The sequence below is a fragment of the Amycolatopsis sp. NPDC049688 genome (assembly GCF_040674975.1).
GTDB lineage: Bacteria > Actinomycetota > Actinomycetes > Mycobacteriales > Pseudonocardiaceae > Amycolatopsis.
Map to the genome: position 1 here is coordinate 55,389 of NZ_JBFANY010000002.1, position 23,181 is coordinate 78,569.

Below are 23,181 nucleotides of genomic sequence, written 5' to 3' on the forward strand. Positions count from 1 at the left end.
GAGCCCGGGGCGGGTGCCCCGGGCTTCGTCTTGTGGCCTCCCGCCTCGCCGTCCACGAGGGAGTCCACGATGCACGACCACCGCAAGCTCGGCCGCGAACTCGGCCTGTTCGGCTCCGACCCGCTGATCGGCGCGGGCCTGCCCTACTGGCTGCCCGACGGCGCGATCGTCCGCCACAGCCTGGAGGAGTACGTCCGCGACCTCGAACGGCGGGCGGGGTACCGGCACGTCCATTCGCCGGTGCTGGGCAAACGCGAGCTGTACGAGATCTCCGGGCACTGGTCGCACTACCGCGACGACATGTACCCGCCGATGGACGTCGGCGGCGAGCAGCTCGTGCTGCGGCCGAGCCTGTGCCCGCACCACGCGCTGATCTACCGCTCGGCCGGCCGCAGCTACCGCGAACTGCCGCTGCGGATGGCCGAGATCGGCGGGATGTACCGGTCCGAGCTCTCGGGCGTGCTCGGCGGGCTGAGCCGGGTACGCGCGATCCAGCTCAACGACGCCCACGTCTTCTGCACCCTCGACCAGGTCGAAGCCGAAGCCGGAGCCGCGCTGGCCCTGATCCGGCGGGCGTACGACGCGCTCGGCATCAGCCCGGCCCGCTTCCGCCTGTCCCTGCCCGGCGACGGCGGGAAGTACGTCGACGGGGACTGGGACCGCGCCGTCGGCATCCTCCGTTCGGTGCTCGACCGCAGCGGCCTGGCCTACGACGCCGTCGAGGGCGAAGCGGCGTTCTACGGACCGAAGATCGACATCCAGATCGCCGACGGTGTAGGCCGCGAATCGACCCTGTCGACCGTCCAGGTCGACTTCCACCAGCCCGCGCAGTTCGGGCTCGAGTACGTCGGCGCGGACGGCGCGAAGCACCGGCCGGTCATGCTGCACCGGAGCATCATCGGCAGCGTCGAACGCGCGGTGGCCCAGCTGATCGAGGTCCACGGCGGCGCGTTCCCGGCGTGGCTGGCGCCGGTGCAGCTGCGGCTGCTGCCGCTGTCCGGCGCGGAACTGCCCTGCGCGCGCGAAGTCCTGGACCGCTGCGGCGACCTGCGGGCCGAGATCGCCTCGGAAGGCAGCCTGGGCGCGCGGATCCGGGACGGGCGGCTGGTGCCGTACCAGGCCGTGATCGGTCCGCGGGAGGCCGCCACCGGGCAGCTCTCGCTGCGGCTGCGGGACGGGAGCCGTCGTGACGCCGAGCCCGCGGACGACGTGCTCGAGCGGATCCGGGCGGCGGTCAGGCGGCCGTAGCCACGGCCAGCCAGTCGAGCGCCGGGGCCAGGCTTTCCGGCGCTGCCCAGCCGTTGATCACCGCGAGCAGCTCCACGTACCGCTCGCGGCGGGGGTCTCGGACGAGACCGAGCCAGGTCCGCAGCTCACCACGGTCGCGCCCGAGGCGCTCGACGATCGCCGCGGCTTCCGGTGACGCCGGGTCGACGCCGGCCGCCAGCGCCGGCGTGACGGCGTCGCGCACTTCGGCGGCCAGGTCGCGGCGCAGCCCGCCCTCGTGCTGGTCGACGAGGCGGCGCAGGACCGCGCGGAACTCCGCGTCCCGGGTCAGCCCGGCCAGCTCGATCCAGGCTTCGAGCTGGCCGGGGCCCGGGTCCTCGGGCAGTTCCGGCGTCAGCGTGCGGGCGATCCCGGCCAGTTCGGGACGGTCGCCGAGGGCTTCGGCGAGGAAGTCGCCGATCAGGCGACGGCGTTCGTCGGCGGACAGCACGTGTCTCGTCTCCTCGAGGGTCGAACCGCGGCCGGCGACGGCCGTCAGCACCGCGTGCCGCAGCCGCAGCACGCGGATTTCCGCTTCCAGGGTTTCGGCGTGCCGCGCCGCGACCTCGGCGACGGTCGCCTCGCCGTCCACGATCTTTCGGATCGCCGCCAGGCCGAACCCCAGCTCGCGCAGGGTCCGGACGAGGCCAAGGCGGGCGAGCGCGACATCGTCGTATTGCCGGTGACCGGCGGCGTTGCGCCCGGACGGCGGCACGAGCCCGCGGTCGGAGTAGAACCGGACGGCCTTGGTCGTCAGCCCGGTCCGGCGGGCCAGGTCGCCGATCGAATACCGCATGCCGCCAGCCTGGCACCTCCCCTCGGGGGAGCCGCCCTGTGAGCACGCTCACAGGTGTCGAGATAACGGCCCCGGTTTCGTCTCGGAGGTAGCAAGCTCGTGATCCAGCCACAGGAAGGACCGCCACCATGGCCGTCGCCGCCGATCTCGACCGCGCCACCGACTCGAAGTGGGACTGGGTCGCCGAGCAGACCCGCGCCTACCTGGCCTCGGGCGGGGCCGAGGGGCACGAATCGAACGGCGTCTTCACCCTCATCCTCGTCACGACCGGCCGCCGCACCGGACAGCCGCGGCGCACCTGCCTGATCTACGGCACCTCCGGGGACGACTTCGTCGTCGTCGCCTCCAAGGGCGGCGCCGACGAAGATCCGGAGTGGTACAAGAACCTGCTGGCCGAGCCGAGCGTCGGCGTGCAGGTCGGCCCCCGCCGGTTCACCGCCCGCGCCCGCGTCGCGTCCGACGCCGAACGCGAGACCCTCTGGCCGCTGATGGCCGGCATCTTCCCGCTGTACGACGAGTACGCGCAGAAGACCGAGCGCGTGATCCCGATCGTCCTGCTGACCCCGCAGGACTGACGTCAGGTCTCCTCCCGGATCCGGGTCACCAGCTGGGTCGGGTTCACGAACCGCAACGCGACGAGGAGGAGCACCAGCATGGACGCGGTGTAGATGGTCGCCATGGCGTCGACCGACTGGTTCGCGCGGATGCCCGCCGCGAACACGGAGTTGTACAGCGCCACCACCAGCGTCGTCGAGTCCGGGCCGGCGGTGAGGAAGGTCAGCTCGAACATCCCGACCGTGCGCACCAGCACCAGGATCGACGCCGCGAGGATGCCCGGCAGCAGCAGCGGGCCGAGGATCCGGGTGAACACCGAGACCGTCCGCGCGCCGGACATCCGGGCCGCGGCCTCGATCTTCGGGTCGATCTGCTCGATGAACGGCGTCATCGTGAGCACGACGAACGGGACCGACGGCACGAGGTTGGCCAGGATGACGCCGGTGGTGGTGCCGGCCAGGTGGAACTTGTAGAGCACGGTGGCCAGCGGGATGCCGTAGGTGATGGGCGGGATCAGGATCGGCAGCACGAACAGCAGCATCACCAGCCGCTTGCCGGGGAACGAGCGGCGGGCCAGCGCGTAGGCGGCCGGGACGCCGACCGCCACCGACACGGCGATCACGACCAGCGCGACGACTGCCGTCGTCAGGAGGACGTCCGAGAGGCCGAACTCGCGCCAGGCGTCGGCGTACCAGTGGGTGGTGAAGCCGTCCGGGAGCCAGCTGCCGAACCACTGCGTGCCGAACGAGTCGACCACCACCGAGAGCACCACGCCGGCGAGGTTGACGAAGAAGAACGCGACCACGGCCCAGACGACCCAACGTCCGGGACGCGCGACCCAGCCGGTCATCCCTTGCCTCCGGTCGCTCCGCGGTACAGCGTGCCGCGCCACGCCATGACCAGCCCGATCACGATCAGCATGATGACCGCCATCAGCATCGCGACGGCCGAGCCCATCGAATAGTCGTACTCCTCGAACGCCGCGTGGTAGGCCGCGATCGAGATCACGCGGGTCTCGTTCGCCGGGTCGCCGACGAGCTGCGCGCTCGGGAAGACCGAGAACGCCATCACGAACGAAAGGCAGAAGGTGATCGCCAGGCCGGGCGCCAGGAGGGGCAGCGTGATCCGCCGGAAGCGCTGGACGCCGTTCGCGCCGAGCGTCGCGGCCGCCTTCTCCAGCGACGGGTCGATGCCCGAGAGGTAGGACAACGTCAGCAGGAAGGAGAACGGGAAGCCGGTGATCACCAGGGACAGCAGCACGCCGGTGTAGTTGTGGATCAGCGGCAGCGGCTGGTCGGTGATCCCGAGGACGGTGAGCACCTTGTTCAGCCAGCCCGCCGGCCCGCCGTACATGATCAGGCCCTGCGCGGTGAGCACCGTGCCGAGCGTGATCGGCACGACCAGGATCGTCGTCAGCAGGCGCTTGCCGCGGACGCGGCCGCGCATCACGTACGCGATCGGGATGCTCGCGAGGACGTTGATGAACGTCGCCGGCAGCGCGATGCCCAGCGTCGTCCAGATCGTGTCGCGCAGGTACGGGTCGCCGAAGAACCGCGCGTAGTTCGCGAAGACCCCGCCCTTGCGGGGCGTGAACGACAGCTGGAGGCCGTAGAGGAACGGGTACAGGAACAGGCAGGCGGTGACCAGCAGGCCGGGCACCAGGAGCAGCAGGGTGCGGTCGACGCCGCGTTCGGCCAGCCGGTGCCGCAACGCCGGGCGGGCGCTCGCGACGGCCGTCACGGCGCGAACACCAGGACCCGCTCGGCCGGGACGCCGATCTTCGCGGTGTCGCCGGGGGCGAGGCGCTTGTCGGTCCGGAAGTAGACCGGCACCCCGGTCGGCAGCCGGGCGGAGACCGACAGCTCGCGGCCGTGGTACTCGACGATCTCGACCGTGACGTCGAGGGCGTTCTCCGTGCCGTCGCCGACGACGAAGTCCTCCGGGCGGATCGCCACCTTCGCCGGGCCCTCGGTGAGCGAGCCGCGGCCGGTCAGGCGGACGCCCGCGCCCGACACGGTGACCGACGAGCCCGCGGCGCCGGTGACCGTCACGTCCAGCAGGTTGCGGTAGCCCATGAAGGACGCGACGTAGCTGTTCACCGGCTGGGCGTAGACCTCCTCCGGCGTGCCGATCTGCTGGACCGTGCCCTCGCGCAGCACGACCAGGCGGTCGGCCAGCGACAGCGCCTCCTCCTGGTCGTGGGTGACGTAGACCGTGGTCAGGCCGAGCGTCTGATGGAGGCGGCGGATCTCCATCCGCATCTCCAGCCGGAGCTTGGCGTCCAGGTTGGACAGTGGCTCGTCCATCAGCACCACCGGCGGCTCCAGCACCACCGCGCGGGCGATGGCGACCCGCTGCTGCTGGCCGCCGGACAGCTGCGCGGGGAACTTCGCCGCGTGCTCGGTCAGCTGCACCAGCCGCAACGCCTCGTCGACCCGGCGCCGGGCCTCGGCGCGGCCGACCTTGCGCATCTTCAGGCCGAACCCGACGTTGGCGCGGACGGACATGTGCGGGAACAGCGCATAGTTCTGGAAGACCATCCCGAACCCGCGCTGCTCCGGCGGCCGGCCGTCGATGCGGTCGTCGTCGAGCCAGATGCTGCCCTCGGTCAGCGGCAGCAGGCCCGCCAGGCAGTTCAACGCCGTCGACTTGCCGCAGCCGGACGGCCCGAGCAGGGCCACGAACTCGCCACGCGCGATGGCGAGGTCGAGGCCGCGCAGGGCGTTCGCGGTGCCGAAGCTGCGCGAGACGCCGTCCAGCCGCAGCTGCCCGAAGGTCACTTCTTGCCGACCTTCGAGCCGCCGACCAGCTGGTTCCACTTGTCGAACGCCTTCACCTGCTGCTCGGCCGGCAGCGAGGTCTCCTTCGGGTACTGCGAGATCCACTGCTCGTACTCCGGGCGCCCGAACTGCCGAAGAGTGTCCTGGCTCTTCTGCGGCGCCATCTGCAGGGTGACGTCCTTGACCGCCGGGCCGGGGTAGAAGTAGCCGTCGTCGTAGGCGATCGCCTGCTGGTCCGGCTTGAGCATCCAGGCGATCAGCTGCAGGATCGCCGACTCCTGGTCGGGCGAGAGGCCCTTCGGGATGAGCGCGTACTGGGCGTCGGTGACCCAGTGCATCGGCTGCATGATCGCGGTCTTGACCGTGTTGGGCACGGTGCCGAGCTTGCGCGGGTTGATGTCCCAGCCGGTGGTCGACATGATCATGTCCACCGAACCGGACGCCAGGTTCTTCATGGTCTCGGTGGTGCCCGACGGGTAGTACTTCACGTACTTGCCCAGCTCCTGCAGGAACGCCCAAGTCTTGTCCCAGCCCTTGTCCGGGTCCTTCGGGTCCTTGTCGCCGAGCAGGTACGGCAGGCCCATCAGGAACGTCCGGCCCGGGCCGGAGTTCGACGGCTGGGCGTACTGGAACTTCTCCGGGTGCGCCTTCGCCCAGTCGAGCAGTTCCTGCGGGGACGCGGGCGCGGCGGGCACCGCGCCGGGGTTGAACTCCAGCAGCGGGCCGGACGGGTAGTAGACGACCTCGACGCCGTAGCCGTTGGCCAGCTCCTGCATCTTCGCCGCGGGCTCCTGGTAGTTCTGCATCAGGTTCGGGAACCGGTTCGAGAAGTCCGGCAGCACCTTGGTGAGGGTGCCGTTCGCGATGCCGGCGGAGAGGCCGTCGGTGCCGCTGAGGACCAGGTGCGTCTGGGCGACGCCGCCGTCCTGTTCGGCCTTCAGCTTGCCCGCCATGCTCGGCGCGGGCGCGGTCGAATAGGTGACCTTCGCGAGGACTTCGGGGTGCGCGGCCTTGAAGTTCTCGATCATCTGCTTGGTGAGCTGCAGGTTGCCCGCGACGTCGAGGATGTTCAGCTCGACGGGCTTGCCCGGCTTGTCCGGCACCGCCTTGGGGTCCGCCGCCTGGCCGCCGTCACCGCCGGGCGCGCCGCACGCCGCCAGGCCCGCGGCGAGGCTCACCGCCAGCAACACGCGTCGGAATCGGAAGCCGGTGCAACGCTGCATGGCTGCTCCCTAGGTCCGTGATAATGTTGTATGTCGCATCGTATATCAGATCGGACATGCCAGTGGCGAGCACTTCTTCGGCCCGGAGGCCGCCGCCGCCCGTCTCGCGGACGGATTTCGTGCGTGACGCGGTCAAGGAAGCGATCTTGAGCGGCGAGTTCGAGCCGGGCGAAACGCTCGTCGAAGCCGAGGTCGGCGCCCTGCTCGGGGTGTCGAAGACGCCGGTGCGCGAGGCGCTGCGGATCCTGGCCGGTTCCGGTTTGGTCACGATGAGCACGTACAAGGGAGCGGCGGTCCGGGTCATGGACGCCGAGAGCGCGTACGCGGTGTACGACCTGCGCGCGCTGCTCGAGCCCGAAGCCGTCCGGCGTGCCGTTGAGCGGGGCGCGGACTTCGGGCCCGCGCGGCAGGTGCTGGCCGGCGTCGAGACCGGCACGGCCGCGTCCGACCGCGCGAAGGCGAGCCTGGCCAACCGGCTGTTCCACCGCGCGCTCTACGCCGGGTGCGGGAACCCGCTGCTGGTCGAGGTCCTGGACGGCCTGCGCGACCAGGCCGCGCTGATCACCGTCACCGGCTGGGGCATCAGCCCGACCTGGCAGGGCGAGGCGGCCGAGCACCGGGCGATCCTGAACGCCGCCGAGAGCGGCAACGCGCGGCAGACCGAGCACCTGCTGCGCAAGCACATCACCGATTTCATCGACCGGGTCGCCTTCGGGCTGCCCGGCGACCGCACCACCGAGACCGGCGATCCGAAGGGGGCCCGATGACGTTCGAGGAGCAGAGGCGGCGGCTGTCCGGGGTGGTGGCCATCCCGGTCACGCCGTTCGACGCCGAGGGCGCCGTCGACGGCCAGACGTACGCGAAGCTGGTGGACCGCCTGATCACCGGCGGCATCGAGGTCGTGACGCCGAACGGGAACACCGGCGAGTTCTACGCGCTCGACGAGGGCGAAGCGCGGCAGTGCCTGGAAGTCACCGTCGAAGCGGCGGCGGGCCGGGCGAGCGTGCTGGCGGGGATCGGCCACGACGTCGCCTCGGCGACGCGGGCCGCGACGCATGCACGGGACGCCGGCGCGGACATGGTCATGATCCACCAGCCGGTGCACCCGTACGTCTCGGGCGACGGCTGGGTCGACTACCACGCGGCGATCGCCGGGGCGGTCCCCGAACTCGGCGTCGTGCTGTACGTCCGCAACCCGGCGATCACCGGCGACCAGCTGCGCGCGCTCGGCGAGGCGGCCCCCAACGTGATCGGGGTGAAGTACGCGGTGCCGGACCCGGTGCGGTTCGGCTCGGTCGCGCGGGACGCGGGCTTCGAGCGGTTCGTGTGGATCGCGGGCCTGGCGGAACTGTCGGCGCCGGGTTACTTCGCCGTCGGGGCAACGGGTTTCACGTCCGGTCTGGTGAACGTCGACCCGGCGATCTCGCTGGAGATGTTCCGCGCGCTGTCCACAGGGGACTACCCGGCGGCGATGGCGGTCTGGGAGCGCATCCGCCCGTTCGAGGAGCTCCGGGCGGCGAACGGGAACGCCAACAACGTCAGCGTGGTCAAGGACGCGCTGGGCCAGCTCGGCCTGTGCCGCCCGGACGTCCGCCCGCCCAGCCGGCTGCTGACCGGGCCCGAGCGGGAACAGCTCTTCGGGCTGTTGTCGTCGTGGGGGCTTTCGTGAATGGCGGCTCGTCGGCGGGTCGGGGGGCGGCGGCAGTGCCGAACCCCGGCTCGTCGACGAGCCACCCGCTGACAGGGGTCAGCCGGACACGAACCTCTTCGTAGCAACCAATTCGGGCGCCCCGGGCGTCACCTCGGGCAACTGCGGGCGGCTGCTCACCGGTCGAAGACCGGCACGGCTGCAATACGAACGGGCTCACGAACCCGGCTACGACTCCTGTCTCCGGCCAGGCGAACCGGCCGGACGGCCTCGGGTGTGTGGTGGGTCACCGTCATCCCGATGTGGCTGACTGTACACCTCTTCGGTGGTCAACAGGGAATTGCCAACGAGACCGCCGGATGGGAGGCTGTGCGCAGGACGCGGTACCACCGCGACCAGGCCCCAGTGCCCTTTCCCGAACCGGACCCAGACCCGTCAGGGCTGGAAACCGTTGCTGGACAAGCCGTTACGACTTAACCAGAGCGGTGCGCCGATGACTTCCACCCAAATTTCGGATACCCCCGCGATGCCCGGCAGCGATTTCGCCGAGCTGTCCCGGCTCATCAAGGACGCGGGGCTCCTGCAGCGGCGACGCCGCTACTACGCCGTGCGCATCGGGCTCAACCTCGCCGCGTTCGGCGGCGGCTGGGTCGCCTTCGCCTACCTCGGCGACTCGTGGTGGCAGCTGCTGCTCGCCGCGTTCTTCGCGATGGTGTTCGCGCAGCTGGCGTTCATCGGCCACGACGCCGGGCACAAGCAGATCTTCCGCAGCCGCCGGGCGAACGACGCCACCGGCCTGGTCCACGGTGGACTCACCGGGCTGAGCTACGGCTGGTGGATCAGCACGCACGCGCGCCACCACGCCAATCCCAACCACGAGGACGAAGACCCGGACGTCGACATCGCCGCGCTCGCGTTCAGCAAGGCGCAGAGCTCGCGGAAGCGCGGTTTCCTGCGCTGGGTGGCGAAGTACCAGGCGTTCCTGTTCTTCCCGCTGCTCCTGCTCGAAGGCCTCAACCTGCACGTCTCCAGCGTGAAGGCGGTGTGGCGCGGGGACATCCGCAAGCACCGGCTGGAGTCCGCGCTGCTGATCGGGCACCTGGTGGCCTACCTCGCCGCGGTGTTCACCGTGCTGTCGCCGCTGACCGGGATCGTCTTCGTTCTGGTGCACCAGTTCCTGTGGGGGCTGTACATGGGCTGCTCGTTCGCGCCCAACCACAAGGGCATGGAGCTGCTGCCGGCCGGGCACACCCTCGACTTCCTGCGCAAGCAGGTGCTGACCTCGCGCAACGTCCGCGGCGGCCCGGTGGTGGACTTCGCACTCGGCGGGCTGAACTACCAGATCGAGCACCACCTGTTCCCCAGCATGGCCCGGCCCAACCTCAAGCACGCGCAGGCGATCGTCCGGGCCTTCTGCGCCCGGCACGACATTTCCTACGCCGAGTGCGGCTGGGCCCGCTCTTACGGGTACGTGCTGGAGCACCTCCACGCGGTCGGCGAACCCCTTCGGACGGCGAAGGCGACACCGTGACGGCGCCGCGGCCCGAAGCCATCCGCTGATCCGGGATCACCGCAGCTCAGCCGAGGTGTGGCCGAAGTTACTCGCGCGTTAACAAGGCGTCAGCGGGCGCCCGGAATCCGTCAGGACGGCATTCACGGGTGATCTTCGGGCGCGCCGGCGGGGGTGTCCTGACGGAGTCCGATCCGCCGTGATGCCCGGAGGCACCCGTGACGCTCAGCGAGCTTCTTCCCAGCCTCGGCTGCGAAGCCGCCGATCACCTCGAGCCAGGAGTCTGGCCGCGTAGCACCCGACTCGGCGAAGACGGCGAGCTGCTCTTCGCCGGCGCGCCCGTCAGCCACCTCGCCGCCCGCTTCGGGACGCCGTCGTACTTCATCGACGAACAGCAGGTCCGTGACACCGCGCGCGAGTACCGCGAAGCGCTGCCGGACGTCGAAGTCGCGTACGCGAGCAAGGCGCTGTGTACGCGCGCTGTCCTGCGTTGGGTCGCCGAAGCGGGGTTGTCGCTCGACACCTGCTCCGCCGGTGAGATCGCCGTTGCGCGCGCGGTCGGCTTCCCCGCGGAGCGCATGCTGCTGCACGGCAACGCGAAGACGCCCGAAGACCTGAAGGCCGCGCTCGGCTACGGCGTGCGCCGGATCGTCGTCGACTCGCTCGACGAGATCGAGCAGCTCGGCGCCCTCGCCCACGGCGCGCAGCAGGTGATGATCCGGGTGACGCCGGGCGTCGCCGCCGGGGCGCACGCCGCCATCAGCACCGGTGCCGAAGGCCAGAAGTTCGGCTTCTCGCTCCTCGACGGCGTACCCGACAACGTCGACGCCGCCGTCGAAGCCGTGAAGCGACAACCCGCGTTGCGGCTCCAAGGCCTGCACTGCCACATCGGCTCGCAGGTGACCAGGGTCGACCGCTACGAGGCCGCCGCCCGGCGGATGGCCGAGGTCCTCGTCCGGATTCGCGACACCCACGGCGTCACCCTGCGGGAACTCGACCTCGGCGGCGGGCACGCAGTCCCGTACGTCGGCGGCGAGCCCGCGTTCGACCTCGGCGGCTACTCGCGGCGCCTGCGCGTGGCCCTCGCCTACGAATGCGCGGCGCACGGCTTCCCCTTGCCCCGCCTGACGATCGAGCCGGGCCGGGCGATCGTCGGGCCGGCCGGGATCACGGTGTACCGCGTGTGCGCGGTCAAGCGCGGCAGCCGCACCTTCGTCGCGGTCGACGGCGGCATGAGCGACAACGCGCGGCCGTCGCTCTACGGCGCCCGCTACACCACGCGCCTGGTGGGACGGCGGTCGAAGGCGCAGCGCGTCCCGATGACCGTGGTCGGCCGGCACTGCGAAGCGGGCGACATCCTCGCCGACGGCATCGGCCTGCCCGCCGACCTGCACGCCGGCGACCTCCTGGCCGTGCCGTGCACCGGCGCCTACCACCACTCGCTGGCGTCGAACTACAACCAGGTCGGCCGCCCGCCGCTGGTCGGCGTGCGCGACGGCGTCGCGACCCTGCTGGTGCGCCGCGAAACCGAGGAGGACCTCAGCCGGCGCGATCTGGGGTGACCACGCTGTCGCCGCCGCGCGGCACGAACCCGCGCGGCAGGCGGCGGCCGGCGAAGAACTCCCGGCAGGCGCGGTGGACGGCGAACATCAGCGGCACGCCGAGCACGATCGACACCACGCCGATCACCGCGACGCCGCCGATGCCGAACACCGTCGTCTCGCCCGCGTCCGGCCGCGCGTACTCGATCAGCGCGAACACCAGCACGGCCAGGAAGAACAGACCGCCGGTGAACGGCAACAGCCCGCGCAGCACGAAGTTGCGCACGCTCGCCAGCAGCGTCCGGCGGAACACCCAGACGCAGGCCAGCGCCGTCATCGTGTACTCGATGGCGATCGTCAGGCCCACCGCGTCGACCGAGTCGGCCAGGACGTGGTCGCTGATCAGCGCCAGCAGCACGTACACCGCCAGCGAAACCAGCCCGAACGCCCAGGTCGCCACGGTCGGTGTCCGGAACCGCGGGTGCACGCGGCCGAAAACCCGCGGCAGGGCACCGTGACTGGCCATCGACAGCGTCGTGCGCGCGGCCGGCATGATCGTCGCCTGGCTGGTGGCCGCGCCGCTGGTCAGCACGGACACGATCAGCAGCACACCGAGGACCTTGCCCGTGGTGCCGTCGCCGAACACCGCGCCGCCGAGGCCGGCCAGGACGTCCTCGGAATTGGCTTCGTTGGCCAGGCCGATCCCTTCGGAGCCGACCCCGGCGAAGGCCAGCGCGGCGACCGTCACGAGCAGGTAGTTCAGCACCAGCAGCACGGTCGACAGCACCGCGGCCCGGCCCGGCGCGCGGCGCGGGTCGGCGGACTCCTCGTTGACCGACAGCGAGCTTTCCCAGCCCCAGTAGATGAACACGGCCAGCAGGACCGCCGAAACCGCGGTGCCGGCGGAGACCCCGCCCGGCCACAGCCAGTCCAGCCGCGGCACCGACGCCTGCGGCCCGGCCGTGCCGTCGAAGACGCGCACCAGCGCGACGGCGGAGAAGAGCACCAGGACGGCGAGCTCCACGCCGAGCAGGATCCACTGCGCCCGCGCGGACACCTCGATCCCGCGGTGGCAGAGCCAGCACAGCGCCAGCAGCCACGCGGCCCCGATCGCCGTCGTCACCCACCGGTTGCCCGCCGCGTCCGAAGCGCCGAACAGCAGCAGCGTGTACCGTCCGGTGAGCGCGGACTGGCTGCTCATCACCAGCAGCTGCGCGACCGTGACCACCCAGCCGGTGAACCACCCGGCGTGCGGGCCGAACGCGCGCGCCGCCCAGGTGAAGTTGGTGCCGCAGTCGGGTTCCGCGGTGTTCAGCTCGCGGAAGGCGAAGGCGACGAACAGCACCGGCACGAACGAGAGCAGCACGAACGCGGCCGCCTTGAACCCGGTGCCGGCCAGCACGATCAGCCCGAGCGTGGCCGCGATGGAGTACGCCGGCGCGGTCGACGACATCCCGATGACCATCGACGACACCATGCCCAGCGCGCCACCGCGCAGTCCCTTCGCGGGAACGGCGGGGGCGACGCCGAGCGCCACGGCCTCCGACATGCGCTGGTCCTCCTGGGGTGCTGGTACGACAGAGCCGCCAGACGGTACCTGCCGCGGAGCGGTACGCGCGTCCCGCTGTGCGCGGGCGCACAAAACCGCCTCGGAAAGCCTCGTCAGTTTCCTCGCTGACCACCGATTCCTCGGCTGAGCGCGGCGTGTACGCCGAATCACGCGAAGCTGCCGCGGAGGGCTCGCTTTCTCCGCAGGTCTCGATACGCTGCGCACTTGACAAATCACATGCCGAAACACAGGGAGGGACGGCATGGGTGACGAAACACGGGCGCGCGCGCTGGACAATACGGACAGATCGTTGATCGGCCTGCTCCAGCAGGATGGCCGCGCCTCGTTCACCGCGCTCGCCAAGGCGGTCGGGCTTTCGGAGGGAGCGGTCCGCCAGCGCGTGCAGCGGCTGCTGCGCGACGACCTGATGCAGATCGTCGCGGTGACCGACCCCGCCAACGTGGATCTGACACGCCAGGCCATGGTCGGCATCAACGTCGACGGCGCCGATCCCCGCGAGGTCGCGGACAAGCTGTCCGAGCTCGAAAACGTGCACTACGTCGTGTTGTGCGCCGGGCGCTACGACCTGCTGGCCGAACTCGTCTGCCGGGACGACGACCACATGCTCGAGGTGCTCGGCGACGAGGTGCGCAAGATCCCGGGCGTGTCCGGGACCGAGCTGTTCGTGTACCTGAAGCTGGCCAAGCAGGACTATTCCTGGGGCCGGCTCACGGCGTAGCGGTGCGGGGATGACGGGCCTGCACCCGCCACCCCCTCCTCCGCTACAGGAACCGCCGGTGTCCCGCCCGCGCCGGAACGCCGGCCTCGACGAGGCCGGTCAGCGCCGCCGGGAGCGGATCCCGGTGCAGCACCCCGAGGCGCTGCGTGGCGCGCGTGAGCGCGACGTAGAGCTCGGCCGCGCCGCGCGGGCCCGCGGCCAGGATGCGCGCGGGCTCGACGACGAGGACGGCGTCGAACTCCAGGCCCTTCGCGGCCGACGGCGGGATCGTTCCCGGGACCCCCGGCGGCCCGATCACCACGCTGGTGCCTTCGCGGCCGGCCTCGTCGCGGACGAAGTCCTCGATGGCGTCCGCCAGCTCGTCGTCCGCCACTCGTCTGGACCACGGGCGGACCCCGCAGGCACGCACCGATTCCGGCGGCCGCGCGGACGGCGCGAACCGGGCCAGCACCCCGCCCGCGACGGCCATGATCTCCGCCGGCGTCCGGTAGTTCACGGTCAGTTCGCGGTACAGCCAGCGGTCCCCGGCGTACGGCCTCAGCATCGTCGCCCAGTCCTGCGCCCCGGCCGCGGACCGGCGCTGCGCGAGGTCGCCGACGATCGTGAACGACCGGCTGGGGCACCGCCGCATCAGCACCCGCCAGTCCATTTCGGACAGTTCCTGCGCCTCGTCGACGACGACGTGCCCGTACGTCCAGTCGCGGTCGGCGGCCGCCCGCTCGGCGAGGTCGCGCGTGTCGTGCTCGGTGAACCGCTCGGCCAGGTCCCCGGCGCCGAGCAGGTCCTCGGCGACCAGCGCGACGTCCTCGTCGAGCTCTTCCTCGTCCAGTTTCATCAGGTCCATGACGCCGGAGGCGTACTCGGCCTCCGCTTCCGCCCGCCGGCGCGCGGCGGCGCGTTCTTCGGTGTCGTCCCGGCCGAGCAGGTCGACCAGTTCGTCGAGCAGCGGCACGTCGGACACCGTCCAGGCCGTGCCGTCCGCCCGGAACAACGCCGGATCGGCCCCGGCGGCCTCGAGCCGGCGCGGGGACGCGTACAGCGGCGCCAGCAGCGTTTCCGGCGTCAAGTACGGCCACAGCCCGTCGAGCGCGGCGACGAGCCCTTCGTGGTCCGCGAGCTCATCCAGGACGTCGGCGCGCAGGTCCGCCCACAGCAGGCGGTCGCCCGGGGTGAGCCAGCCTTCGCCGATCTTCGCCACGACCCGCTCGGCGACGAGCGCCACGGCGTGCTCGCGGAAGACCGCGCGGGCTTCGTTGTGCGGCAGACCGGTCTCGCGCGCCTTCAGCCGGGCCTGGGCCACGAGGTCGGCGTCGAGCGCCACGACGACGTCGCCCAGGTCGATCGGCAGGGGCTCCGCGGGCACCTGCTGGCGGTCGGCGACCGCGGCCGCCAGCACGTCGAGAATGGCCAGGGAACCCTTGAGCCGCGCCACTTCCGGCTCGTCCTCGGCGGTGACGCGCAGGCCGGGCACGAGGTCGCCGGTCGTCAGGAAGACGACGTCCGACTCGCCGAGCGACGGCAGCACGCGGCCGATGTGGTCGAGGAACAGCGGGCTCGGCCCGACCACGAGCACGCCGCTGCGGGACATCCGTTCCCGCCGGGTGTAGAGCAGGTACGCCACCCGGTGCAGGGCGACCGCCGTCTTGCCGGTGCCGGGGCCGCCTTCGACGACCAGCACGCCCGCGTGGCCGAGGCGGATGATCTCGTCCTGCTCGGCCTGGATCGTCGCGACGATGTCCCGCATGCCTTCGCCGCGAGGGGCGTTGACGGCCGCGAGCAGGGCCGCGTCCCCTCGTTCGGCGTCTCCCGGACGGCCCAGGACTTCGTCGGTGAAATCGAGGACCCGGCGGCCCATCGTGTGGAACTGACGACGGCGGCGCATGTTTTCCGGGCGCGCCGCCGTGGCGACGTAGAACGGGCGCGCCGCCGGCGCCCGCCAATCCAGCAGGAACGGTTCGTAGTCGTTTTCCGCGTCGAACAGCCCGATCCGCCCGATGTAGCTGGTTTCGCCCGAAAGGGCGTCCAACCGGCCGAAACAAAGCCCGTTGTCGGCGACGTCCAGCCGGGCCGCCTCCCGCGACCGGCAGCGGACGTCGGTCTCCCGTTCCCCCGGCGTCACCCCGGTTTGCCCGAGCGCGCCGTGGTAGCGGGCCTGCGCCGCCGCGCGCTCGCGGTCGAGCCGCTCGTACAGCGCGGCGACGTAGGCCCGTTCTTCCCGCAATTCCTCGTCGTACCCCTGGTTTGACAAGTTCCCCTCACAGCGGTTAGACTCATATCAGGTTCGGCGATCGCTCCTGGTGTTTCCGGAGAGCGCGCCGATTTTTTATTGTCCACCCGCTGTCAAGGGCCCGCTGTCAGGACATCAGCCCAGCATGAATTCGCGCGGGTTCAGCGGCCGGTCGGCCACCCGCACGTCACCCAGCAGCCCCGCGAAACTGCGGTCCACCTTCCCGCCGTAGGACGACGCCCCGACCAGCCACGGACCGCCCGGATCGGCGAGCCCGACCGCGGGCGTGGCCGGGTTCCGGACCACCGGGCAGCCGTCGACGTACATCGTGGTGCGCCGGCCGTCGTTGACCACCGCGACGTGCCACCACTTCTCCACCGGCAGCTCGTGGCCCCAGTTCGTCGACGTCCGGTCCTGGTTGAGCGGGTACACCGCCCACTGCAGCTCGCCACCGTCCGAAAGGGACAGGGTGGCCGCCGACTCCTGCGGGTCGTCGCCGGTCTTGCCCGCGGCCGCGCCGCTGCCCTGCCGGGCGAACAGCCCGCACCAGCCGTGGTGGCCGTCCTTGAAGTTCGCCGGCAGCCGGAAGAACGCCTCGACGGTGTAGCCCCGTTCGAACTTGAGCTTGTTGATCGGCGCCGCGTCGACCGTGCGCAGGTACGCGCCCCGGCTCGGATCACGCTGGCCGTCGAACCGCAGGCTTCCCCGCGACGGCTGCCGCGGCGAGAACTCGCTCGAGTACTTCAGCGCGTCCGGGCCGCTGCCGGGCGCGGTGACGCGGGTGAGGTCGTTGCCGCGGCCGGTCTGGTCGCGCACGACGACGTTGTCCGGCACCGCCTTGCCGTCCTGACCGCCCTCGAAGCGCCAGTACGCGACGGTTCCGGGGATCAGCAGCTTGTTCGCCGGCCGGGCCGGTGGGACCGGCACGGGCGCGAAGCCCTTGAAGCGCTCGGCGAAGTCGATCTCCAGGCTGAAGTAGTCGGCCGCGCCGCTGCGCTCCACCTCCTGCTGCTGCATCTCGCTCAGGTGGTCCTGCGCGGCCAGCCACGGCGAAATCGTCCGGACGTCGATCACGCCGCGGGCGAGGTCGAACTGGTAGAGCCGGACCATCGCGCTGCCGCCGTAGTAGCGGTCCTGATAGTTGGCGATGTGGACGTGCACGTCGTGGCCGGCGGCGTTCTTCCGGACCGTCCGCCCGGTCGGCCAGTAGTGACCGTTCAGCGTCAGGAAGATCTGGTCGTTGCCCTGGACGAGCTCCTGCCAGACGTGCTCGCCGAAGGTCGAGAACTGGGCCTGGTGGTCGTCGTCGGCCCAGACGAGCTCGTGGATGGTGAGGATCGCCGGCAGCGTCGGGTGCTGCGCGAGCACCTGCTTAGCCCAGTTCAGGCCGCCCGCCGAGGGCCGCCAGTCCAGCGCGAGCAGCAGCCACTCGCGGCCGCCGCCGCGGAAGATGTGGAAGGTGTTGTAGCCGTCCTTGGACGCGCCCTTGAACGTCGGCGAGTTGCGCTGGCGCTGCGGGCCGAACGCGTCCAGGTACGGCGAGGGGCCGCGCTGGTCGTCCTTCGAGCCGTCGATGTCGTGGTTGCCCGCGAGCGTGCTGTACGGGAACCGGCAGCGGTCCAGCGCCTGGAACGACCGGCTGATCCTGGCGAACTCGTCCGCCCGGCCGTTCTGGGTGAGATCACCGAGGTGGGCGAGGAAGACAACGTTGTCGTCCCGCTCTTCGAGGACGTACCGCAGCGACGCGTCAAGCGGGGCCGCGTCGCCGCGGTCCTCGTCGAACAGGTACTGGGTGTCCGGCATGACCACGAGCGTGAAGCGCGGATCTTCGGCGTCCGGGCGGTGCCGTCCGGTGGCTTGGGCGGCGGGCGCGCCGAGGACGTTCGGCAGGGTCGCCGCGGCGGCCACGGCCGGGGCGCCGAGGAGGAAGGTCCGGCGAGAAGTGTCAGTCACGGGCCGGAAGCTACGGGCGGCTTCCGACCACCCCGGCAACTGCTGCCGAACACGGGATGAACAGCGGTACTGTGCCCGCATGAGCGGCCCGCGGGTGTTCCGGTTGATCCAGCCCGTCGACGACATCGAGGTCGCCGTCGCGTTCTACACGGCCGTCTTCGGCGACCCCGGCGAGCGGATCTCGGTCAACCGGCACTACTTCACCTGCGGCGGCGTCGTGCTGGCCTGCGTCGAGGCGCCGGCCGAACACCGCGAGCCGCGTCCGCAGCGGGACCCGCGGATCGTCTACCTCGCGGTCGACGACGTCGAGGACACCTTCGAGCGGGTGCGCGCCGCCGGCCCGCGCTGGCTCGACGACGCGATCGAGACCCAGTTCTGGGGCGAGCGGTCGTTCTACGCCGACGACCCCTTCGGCAACCCGCTCTGCTTCGTCCAGGAGGACACGCTCTACTCGGGCGGCCCGGTCGGCTGAGGGTCCGGGTTCAGCCGGAACGGCATGACGAACCAGAGGCCCCCGAAGATCAGCAGGCACAGCACGGCCATCACGCCCATGGCGATCCCGCCGTAGACCACCTTGGCGATCAGCGCGACCGTCGACGTGATCGCCAGCGCCAGGCAGACCAGCCCGACCAGCACCAGCCGGTTGCCGACGGTCAGGATCCGCTCCCGGCTGCCGGTGCGGAACAGCAGCCGGTGCCACGCCGCGGGTGCGGTCAGCAGCGCCGTGGCCGCGACGGCGAGCGCCACCGCGGACAGGTGCAGCGACTTCTCGAACCCGCTGGCGTCGTGGAACCGGTCGGTGAACACGACCGACAGCAGGAAGCCGAAGAGGATCTGCACCCCGGCCTGGGCGACCCGCAACTCCTGCAGGAGTTCGCCGACGTTGCGGGTGAGCTGTTCGTTGCGGGTTTCGCCGGTGTGTTCGGCCACCGAACCACCTTAACCGGACCGCGGACCGCCCACCGGCTGGGAAATCCGTGACTTTCCCACGGATCCGGCCCGGCGACGGTCCGAAGTGGACCGGTTCAGAACCCCCAGGAGCGCTCGGGCACCACGCGGATGCGGACGGAGTACTTCGCGTCGAACCCGTCCGCGGTCAAGCCGATGCTCGCGTAGTGCGGGCCGTACTTGTCGAGGTACCCGGGCGCCTCGGACGCCTTGCCCTCCTCCACGTGCGCTTTCCCCGTGACGACGAGGACGGAGCCGCCGTGCTCGTCGCTGTTGAGGTGGAAGCTCACGCCGGGGTTCGCCTCGATGTGCCGGAGCTTCGCGGTGCCCGGCTCGCTGAACAGGACGATGTCGTCGCCGTCGAGGACGAACCACACCGGCCGTGGCGCGGGCCTGCCCTTCGGCGTGACGGTGGTCAGCCAGGCGATCTTCTCGTCGGCGCGGTCGCTCAGCTTCGGTGTGGCCATGTCGGTGCCCCTCGGTAGCGGTCTGGTGACCCAGATAACCACGGGGCACCGACAATTTCTTCCCGCACTTAACGTGACGCGACCCGCCGGGCGTACCGCGTGCCGGCCGCGAGCAGCACCAGACCGGCGCCGAGGAACGCGCCCACCCTGGCCAGGCCGTCCAGCGCGGACAGGTCGAACAGCACCAGCTTGAGCACCGCGGCGCCGACCAGGATCAGCCCGGTCACCCGGAGCGCGACGACGTCGATCCCGCGCAGCAGCAGCACGAGCGCCGCGACCGTCCAGGACACCGTGATCAGCGCGTGGCCGAGCAGGAACCCGGTGCGGCCGGGAACCGCCAGCAGGGCACCGCACAGCACGACCCCGGCGGCGCCGTACAGCGCCGAAACCCCGGCCAGCAGCCAGATCGGCAGGTCATCGGCCGGCCCGCGGAACACTTCCAGCCGGGCCGCGGCCCACGGCAGCGCGACCGACACGGCGAGGATCAGCGCGCCGACCGCGAGGGCGCCGGTCAGCTCGGCGACCGGACGGCCGCGCGGCACGATCAGCAGCGCGGGCGTGACGTCGAAGACGACCCCGATCAGGCCGCCGATCGCCGCGAAGCCGAGCGCGGCGGCGAGCGCACCCCGGTTGCGGCCGCCCACCGCGGCCACGACCAGCAGCAGCGCTTCGCCGAGCAGGACCCCGGCGCGTGCCGGGCCGTCGAACTGCGTGACCGTCGCCTGCAGGATCGCCAGCAGGCCGGCCAGCCCGGCCACCTGGCCGCCGAACCCGGGCCACCAGCGGCGCGCCGCCCAGACCCCGAGCAGGACGGCACCCGCACCGGCGGTGATCGGCACGGCCTGCGCCTTCGGCAGCAGCACGGCCGCGATCAGCGTCGGCAGCACGGCGGTCGCCAGCACGGACAGCGCCCCGGGGTCGTTCTCGCGGCGGCGCAGCACGACCAGGGCGAGCGCCACGCCGGCGACCCCGGCGCCGCCGGCCGCGGCGGTGTTGGCCCAGCTGCCGCCCCCGCCCAGCACGGCGGTGCTGATCACGGAGGCGAGCAGCGGCGGGACACCGGCCGCGAGCGTCAGCGACGACCAGTCGCGGCGCAGCTGCACCGGCGCCGTCGCGAGCTGCACCATCAGCAGGAAGGTGACCAGTTCGGGGGTGAACCCGCGAACGATCATCGGCGCGCACACGACACAGCCGACGACGACGGCGGAGGCCAGCAGCGGCGAGTCCCAGCGCACGGCGACGAGCAGCCCGCCGACGGCGACCACCAGCCCGGCACCGAGCCCGGCGAGCACCGGCAGGAACCCGTACAGCGCGGTCGCGGCGACGGCGTCGAGGTAGAGCGTGGCGATGCCGGTGGCGGCGAGCGCGAAGGCACCGGTGCGGCCGGCGGGCTTGCGGTGCAGCCACACCCCGGCGCCGGTCAGCGCCAGCCCGAACCCGGCCCCGACGAGCACCCGCGGCAGTGGCCCGAGCCAGCCCCGCTGCACGGCGAGCACGAGCAGCAGGACGACGCCGAGAAGGGTGACGGCCCCGCCGACCCAGGCGAGGACCCGGCTCCCGGCGCCTTCCCGGCCGAGCTTTTCGCCCAGCGTCGGCCGCGGAACGGGCTGGTAGGGCGGCCGCGGGTACTGCGGCGGCGGAACGTACTGCGGCTGCGGCGGCGGCTGCCACTGGTACTGCGGCCAGGGGACCGACTCGGGCCGCAGCGACCGGGGAGGCGGTTGCGGGTGGGGCTGGGGCTGGGGTTGTGGCTCAGGTTGCGGTGCCTGCTCGGGCTGTACGGCCTGCTCGGGCTGCGCCGGTTCCGGCTGGACGGCCGGCTCGGACTGCCCGTCCCGGACGGTCCGCAGTTCGGAACCCACCAGGGCGAGACGACGCCCCAGGTCGTCGATCTCGCCGGCGAGCCGGAGGAGCACATCTGCGTCGGTGGTCATACCGGACAGCGTCACGCACCGCGCCGACCTGCGGATCCGTAGCACTACTCAATCCGCGATCACGTCCTGGTCGCGGCCAGCACCTGGTCCATGGTGGTCATGATCGAGACGGTTTCACCGAGCGGCATGAGCGGGCTCTCGGTCTCCCCGGCGGCCAGCCGCAGCGCCACCTCATCGGCCTGGTGCCGCAGGCCCCGGCCTTCGTCGACGTATTCGAAGCGACGCCGTTCGCCTCCGCGCGGAACGAGGGTGAAGGAGGCGGGAGCGTAGAAGGGCCCGTCGACCTCGATGCGCGCGTCGGTGCCGACGATCGAGGCGGTGGTCGGCGAAACGGCGCTCAAGGTGCAGTTCAGGACGGCCTGGGCACCGCTGGCGTAGCCGAAGAGCATCGACATCTGCGCGTCGACCCCGGTGAAGGCGGGCGTGGCCATGGCGGCCACGCGCTCGGGCGCCCCGAGCACCATCGACGCGAAGGACACGGGATAGATCCCCAGGTCGAGCAGGGCGCCCCCACCGAGTTCCGGCGCGAACAGCCGGAAGGCCGGATCTTCGGCAAACCACTGCCCGTGGTCGGCGGCCACGGTGACAACGTCTCCGAGCTGCGGCAGGAGCTCACGGATGTGCCGGACGTGCGGCAGGAAGCGTGTCCACATGGCTTCCATGAGGAAGAGGTTCCGGCTGCGCGCGAGATCGACGAGGTCCTGCGCTTCTCCGGCGTTCATCGTGAACGGCTTCTCGACGAGCACGGGTTTCCCGGCCTCGAGCGCAAGCCGCGCGTTCCCGTGGTGCATCGGATGCGGGGTGGCGACGTAGACGACGTCGACATCCGGATCGTCGGCGAGGGCTTCGTAGCTGCCGTGGCGGGTGTCGATGCCGTGCTGGTCGGCGAACCGCCCGGCGCTCCCAGCGGTGCGTGACCCGACCGCGGCGACGACACCGGAGCCGGTGAGCTTCAGGTCCTGGGCGAAGGCGCCGGCGATCCCGCCGGTCCCCATGATTCCCCAGCGGAGGGGCTCGTTCGTCATACGCCGGACCCTATGCCGACGGCGGTCGGCACGCCGCTGAGCGGCAGTTCCAGCCGCCCTGGATCGGCGTGACCGACACCACAGGCGACAATGGAGGACGTGACCGCCACCCTGAGCAAGCCCGCCCTGAAGATCGGCCCCTACGAGGTCGATCCGCCGGTCGTGCTCGCCCCCATGGCCGGGATCACCAATGTCGCCTTCCGGCAGCTGTGCGCCGAGTACGGCGCCGGCATCTACGTGTGCGAGATGATCACCGCCCGCGCCGTCGTCGAACGGCACCCCGGGACCATGCACATGATGACGTTCGGGGCGAACGAAAAGCCCCGGTCCATGCAGCTCTACGGCGTCGACCCGAAGACCATGGCCGAAGCCGTCCGGATCATCGTCGGCGAGGGGCTCGCCGACCACGTCGACTCCAACTTCGGCTGCCCGATGTCAACACGATGACAATACCCGGTTCCGGCTAGGTTCGCCCCTGCTCAAAGCAGCGCTCAAGCGCCCTGCTCACCTTCGGCCGTCGGCTGCACGCGTGAAGGACTTCGGACCAGCATTGCAGGCAGCCTGCCTACAGCAACCATCATGAGTTTCAGGAATCCGCGTTCACTGAGCCGGTCGTCATGACGGAGTTGGAGCGCACCCACGACCGAGACGCCAAGCAGGCCGCCTACGACGATGATCGGCACGACCCAGATCGACAACACGCGAGCGGCGACGAGCAAAATCGCAACGACGGCGAGGAAGACCGTCAGATAGAACGAACCCGAAACCCATGGCGACCGCTGCTTCACCGGCTGGTCTTGCTGGCTGGCCATAACCACCTTCCAGGCATCGATAACGTCTTCCGTCCGATCTCCCATGATCCGCCGGACACGACCTCGGCGATCGACTCTCATCATGCACCGCGCACCACCCACGCCAACGGCAGTGCACCGCCCCGACCGCCCCATCAAACGATCCCTCAAACGCGGCGGAAAGCCACCGTGATGACAGCAAGTCGGACCGGGTGGCCGCTCTGAATCG

Annotated in this window: 21 protein-coding genes and 1 pseudogene; 9 read left to right on the plus strand and 13 right to left on the minus strand. The window is 71.2% G+C overall.

Annotated elements, in window-relative coordinates; translation table 11 throughout:
- The first annotated feature begins 30 nt into the window (after positions 1-30).
- A complete protein-coding gene (thrS, locus tag AB0J55_RS06135; RefSeq protein WP_364243585.1) occupies positions 31-1,248 on the plus strand; it encodes a threonine--tRNA ligase in 1,218 nt (405 codons plus the stop codon).
- Here thrS and AB0J55_RS06140 read toward each other — a convergent pair.
- Complete coding sequence (locus tag AB0J55_RS06140; protein ID WP_364243587.1) at positions 1,235-2,062, minus strand: MerR family transcriptional regulator; 828 nt, start codon at positions 2,060-2,062, stop codon at positions 1,235-1,237. The two genes, thrS and AB0J55_RS06140, sit on opposite strands and share 14 nt — an antisense overlap.
- 128 nt (positions 2,063-2,190) lie before the next feature.
- On the opposite strand from AB0J55_RS06140, the gene AB0J55_RS06145 reads away from it, so the two are divergent.
- A complete protein-coding gene (locus tag AB0J55_RS06145) occupies positions 2,191-2,637 on the plus strand; it encodes a nitroreductase family deazaflavin-dependent oxidoreductase (protein ID WP_364243590.1) in 447 nt (148 codons plus the stop codon).
- Between the two features lie 2 nt (positions 2,638-2,639).
- On the opposite strand, the gene AB0J55_RS06150 is transcribed toward AB0J55_RS06145, so the two are convergent.
- The 4 genes from AB0J55_RS06150 to AB0J55_RS06165 are packed head-to-tail and all read right to left on the minus strand — an operon-like array spanning position 2,640 to position 6,587.
- Positions 2,640-3,467, minus strand: coding sequence for an ABC transporter permease subunit (locus tag AB0J55_RS06150; RefSeq protein ID WP_364243593.1), 828 nt, complete (start codon positions 3,465-3,467; stop codon positions 2,640-2,642).
- Positions 3,464-4,357: a sugar ABC transporter permease gene (locus tag AB0J55_RS06155; RefSeq protein WP_364243596.1), complete on the minus strand. Its 894-nt coding sequence runs from the start codon at positions 4,355-4,357 to the stop codon at positions 3,464-3,466. The genes AB0J55_RS06150 and AB0J55_RS06155 overlap by 4 nt, the downstream gene beginning before the upstream one ends.
- A complete protein-coding gene (locus AB0J55_RS06160; protein WP_364243599.1) occupies positions 4,354-5,397 on the minus strand; it encodes an ABC transporter ATP-binding protein in 1,044 nt (347 codons plus the stop codon). The genes AB0J55_RS06155 and AB0J55_RS06160 overlap by 4 nt, the downstream gene beginning before the upstream one ends.
- Complete coding sequence (locus AB0J55_RS06165; protein WP_364243601.1) at positions 5,394-6,587, minus strand: extracellular solute-binding protein; 1,194 nt, start codon at positions 6,585-6,587, stop codon at positions 5,394-5,396. Before AB0J55_RS06165 ends, AB0J55_RS06160 begins: the two co-directional genes overlap by 4 nt.
- A gap of 95 nt (positions 6,588-6,682) precedes the next feature.
- Between AB0J55_RS06165 and AB0J55_RS06170 the strand changes: the two genes are divergently transcribed.
- From AB0J55_RS06170 to lysA, 4 genes are all read left to right on the plus strand, one after another.
- Entirely contained in the window at positions 6,683-7,387 is a 705-nt protein-coding gene (locus AB0J55_RS06170; RefSeq protein ID WP_364245898.1) for a GntR family transcriptional regulator, read from the plus strand.
- Positions 7,384-8,289: a dihydrodipicolinate synthase family protein gene (locus AB0J55_RS06175; RefSeq protein ID WP_364243604.1), complete on the plus strand. Its 906-nt coding sequence runs from the start codon at positions 7,384-7,386 to the stop codon at positions 8,287-8,289. Before AB0J55_RS06170 ends, AB0J55_RS06175 begins: the two co-directional genes overlap by 4 nt.
- A 472-nt stretch (positions 8,290-8,761) precedes the next feature.
- Complete coding sequence (locus AB0J55_RS06180) at positions 8,762-9,799, plus strand: acyl-CoA desaturase (RefSeq protein WP_364243607.1); 1,038 nt, start codon at positions 8,762-8,764, stop codon at positions 9,797-9,799.
- Positions 9,800-9,996: 197 nt separating this feature from the next.
- Positions 9,997-11,340: a diaminopimelate decarboxylase gene (gene lysA, locus AB0J55_RS06185; RefSeq protein WP_364243610.1), complete on the plus strand. Its 1,344-nt coding sequence runs from the start codon at positions 9,997-9,999 to the stop codon at positions 11,338-11,340.
- Here the strand turns inward: lysA and AB0J55_RS06190 are convergent.
- Positions 11,318-12,868 (minus strand): APC family permease, encoded by a 1,551-nt coding sequence (locus tag AB0J55_RS06190; RefSeq protein ID WP_364243613.1) that lies wholly within the window; start codon positions 12,866-12,868, stop codon positions 11,318-11,320. The genes lysA and AB0J55_RS06190 overlap by 23 nt on opposite strands.
- A 262-nt stretch (positions 12,869-13,130) precedes the next feature.
- On the opposite strand from AB0J55_RS06190, the gene AB0J55_RS06195 reads away from it, so the two are divergent.
- Positions 13,131-13,607: an Lrp/AsnC family transcriptional regulator gene (locus AB0J55_RS06195; RefSeq protein ID WP_364243615.1), complete on the plus strand. Its 477-nt coding sequence runs from the start codon at positions 13,131-13,133 to the stop codon at positions 13,605-13,607.
- Between the two features lie 43 nt (positions 13,608-13,650).
- Here the strand turns inward: AB0J55_RS06195 and helR are convergent, their stop codons facing one another.
- A complete protein-coding gene (gene helR, locus AB0J55_RS06200) occupies positions 13,651-15,855 on the minus strand; it encodes an RNA polymerase recycling motor ATPase HelR (protein WP_364243618.1) in 2,205 nt (734 codons plus the stop codon).
- A gap of 114 nt (positions 15,856-15,969) precedes the next feature.
- Entirely contained in the window at positions 15,970-17,787 is a 1,818-nt protein-coding gene (locus AB0J55_RS06205; RefSeq protein ID WP_364243621.1) for a LamG-like jellyroll fold domain-containing protein, read from the minus strand.
- Between the two features lie 79 nt (positions 17,788-17,866).
- On the opposite strand from AB0J55_RS06205, the gene AB0J55_RS06210 reads away from it, so the two are divergent.
- Positions 17,867-18,259 (plus strand): VOC family protein, encoded by a 393-nt coding sequence (locus AB0J55_RS06210; protein WP_364243623.1) that lies wholly within the window; start codon positions 17,867-17,869, stop codon positions 18,257-18,259.
- Here the strand turns inward: AB0J55_RS06210 and AB0J55_RS06215 are convergent.
- The 4 genes from AB0J55_RS06215 to AB0J55_RS06230 all read right to left on the minus strand — a co-directional run bounded on the left by AB0J55_RS06215 (position 18,235) and on the right by AB0J55_RS06230 (position 22,161).
- Positions 18,235-18,717, minus strand: coding sequence for a DUF6328 family protein (locus AB0J55_RS06215; RefSeq protein ID WP_364243626.1), 483 nt, complete (start codon positions 18,715-18,717; stop codon positions 18,235-18,237). The genes AB0J55_RS06210 and AB0J55_RS06215 overlap by 25 nt on opposite strands.
- A 95-nt stretch (positions 18,718-18,812) precedes the next feature.
- Positions 18,813-19,202 (minus strand): TIGR03667 family PPOX class F420-dependent oxidoreductase, encoded by a 390-nt coding sequence (locus AB0J55_RS06220; protein WP_364243629.1) that lies wholly within the window; start codon positions 19,200-19,202, stop codon positions 18,813-18,815.
- A gap of 68 nt (positions 19,203-19,270) precedes the next feature.
- Entirely contained in the window at positions 19,271-21,136 is a 1,866-nt protein-coding gene (locus AB0J55_RS06225) for a DUF2339 domain-containing protein (protein WP_364243632.1), read from the minus strand.
- Positions 21,137-21,195: 59 nt separating this feature from the next.
- Positions 21,196-22,161: a Gfo/Idh/MocA family oxidoreductase gene (locus AB0J55_RS06230; protein WP_364243635.1), complete on the minus strand. Its 966-nt coding sequence runs from the start codon at positions 22,159-22,161 to the stop codon at positions 21,196-21,198.
- A 90-nt stretch (positions 22,162-22,251) separates the two neighbouring features.
- On the opposite strand from AB0J55_RS06230, the pseudogene AB0J55_RS06235 reads away from it, so the two are divergent.
- A pseudogene (locus AB0J55_RS06235) lies at positions 22,252-22,599 on the plus strand (tRNA-dihydrouridine synthase); the annotation flags it as partial.
- 53 nt (positions 22,600-22,652) lie between these two features.
- Here AB0J55_RS06235 and AB0J55_RS06240 read toward each other — a convergent pair.
- Positions 22,653-23,057, minus strand: a complete 405-nt coding sequence (locus AB0J55_RS06240; RefSeq protein WP_364243638.1) for a hypothetical protein — start codon at positions 23,055-23,057, stop codon at positions 22,653-22,655.
- Between the last annotated feature and the right edge of the window lie 124 nt (positions 23,058-23,181).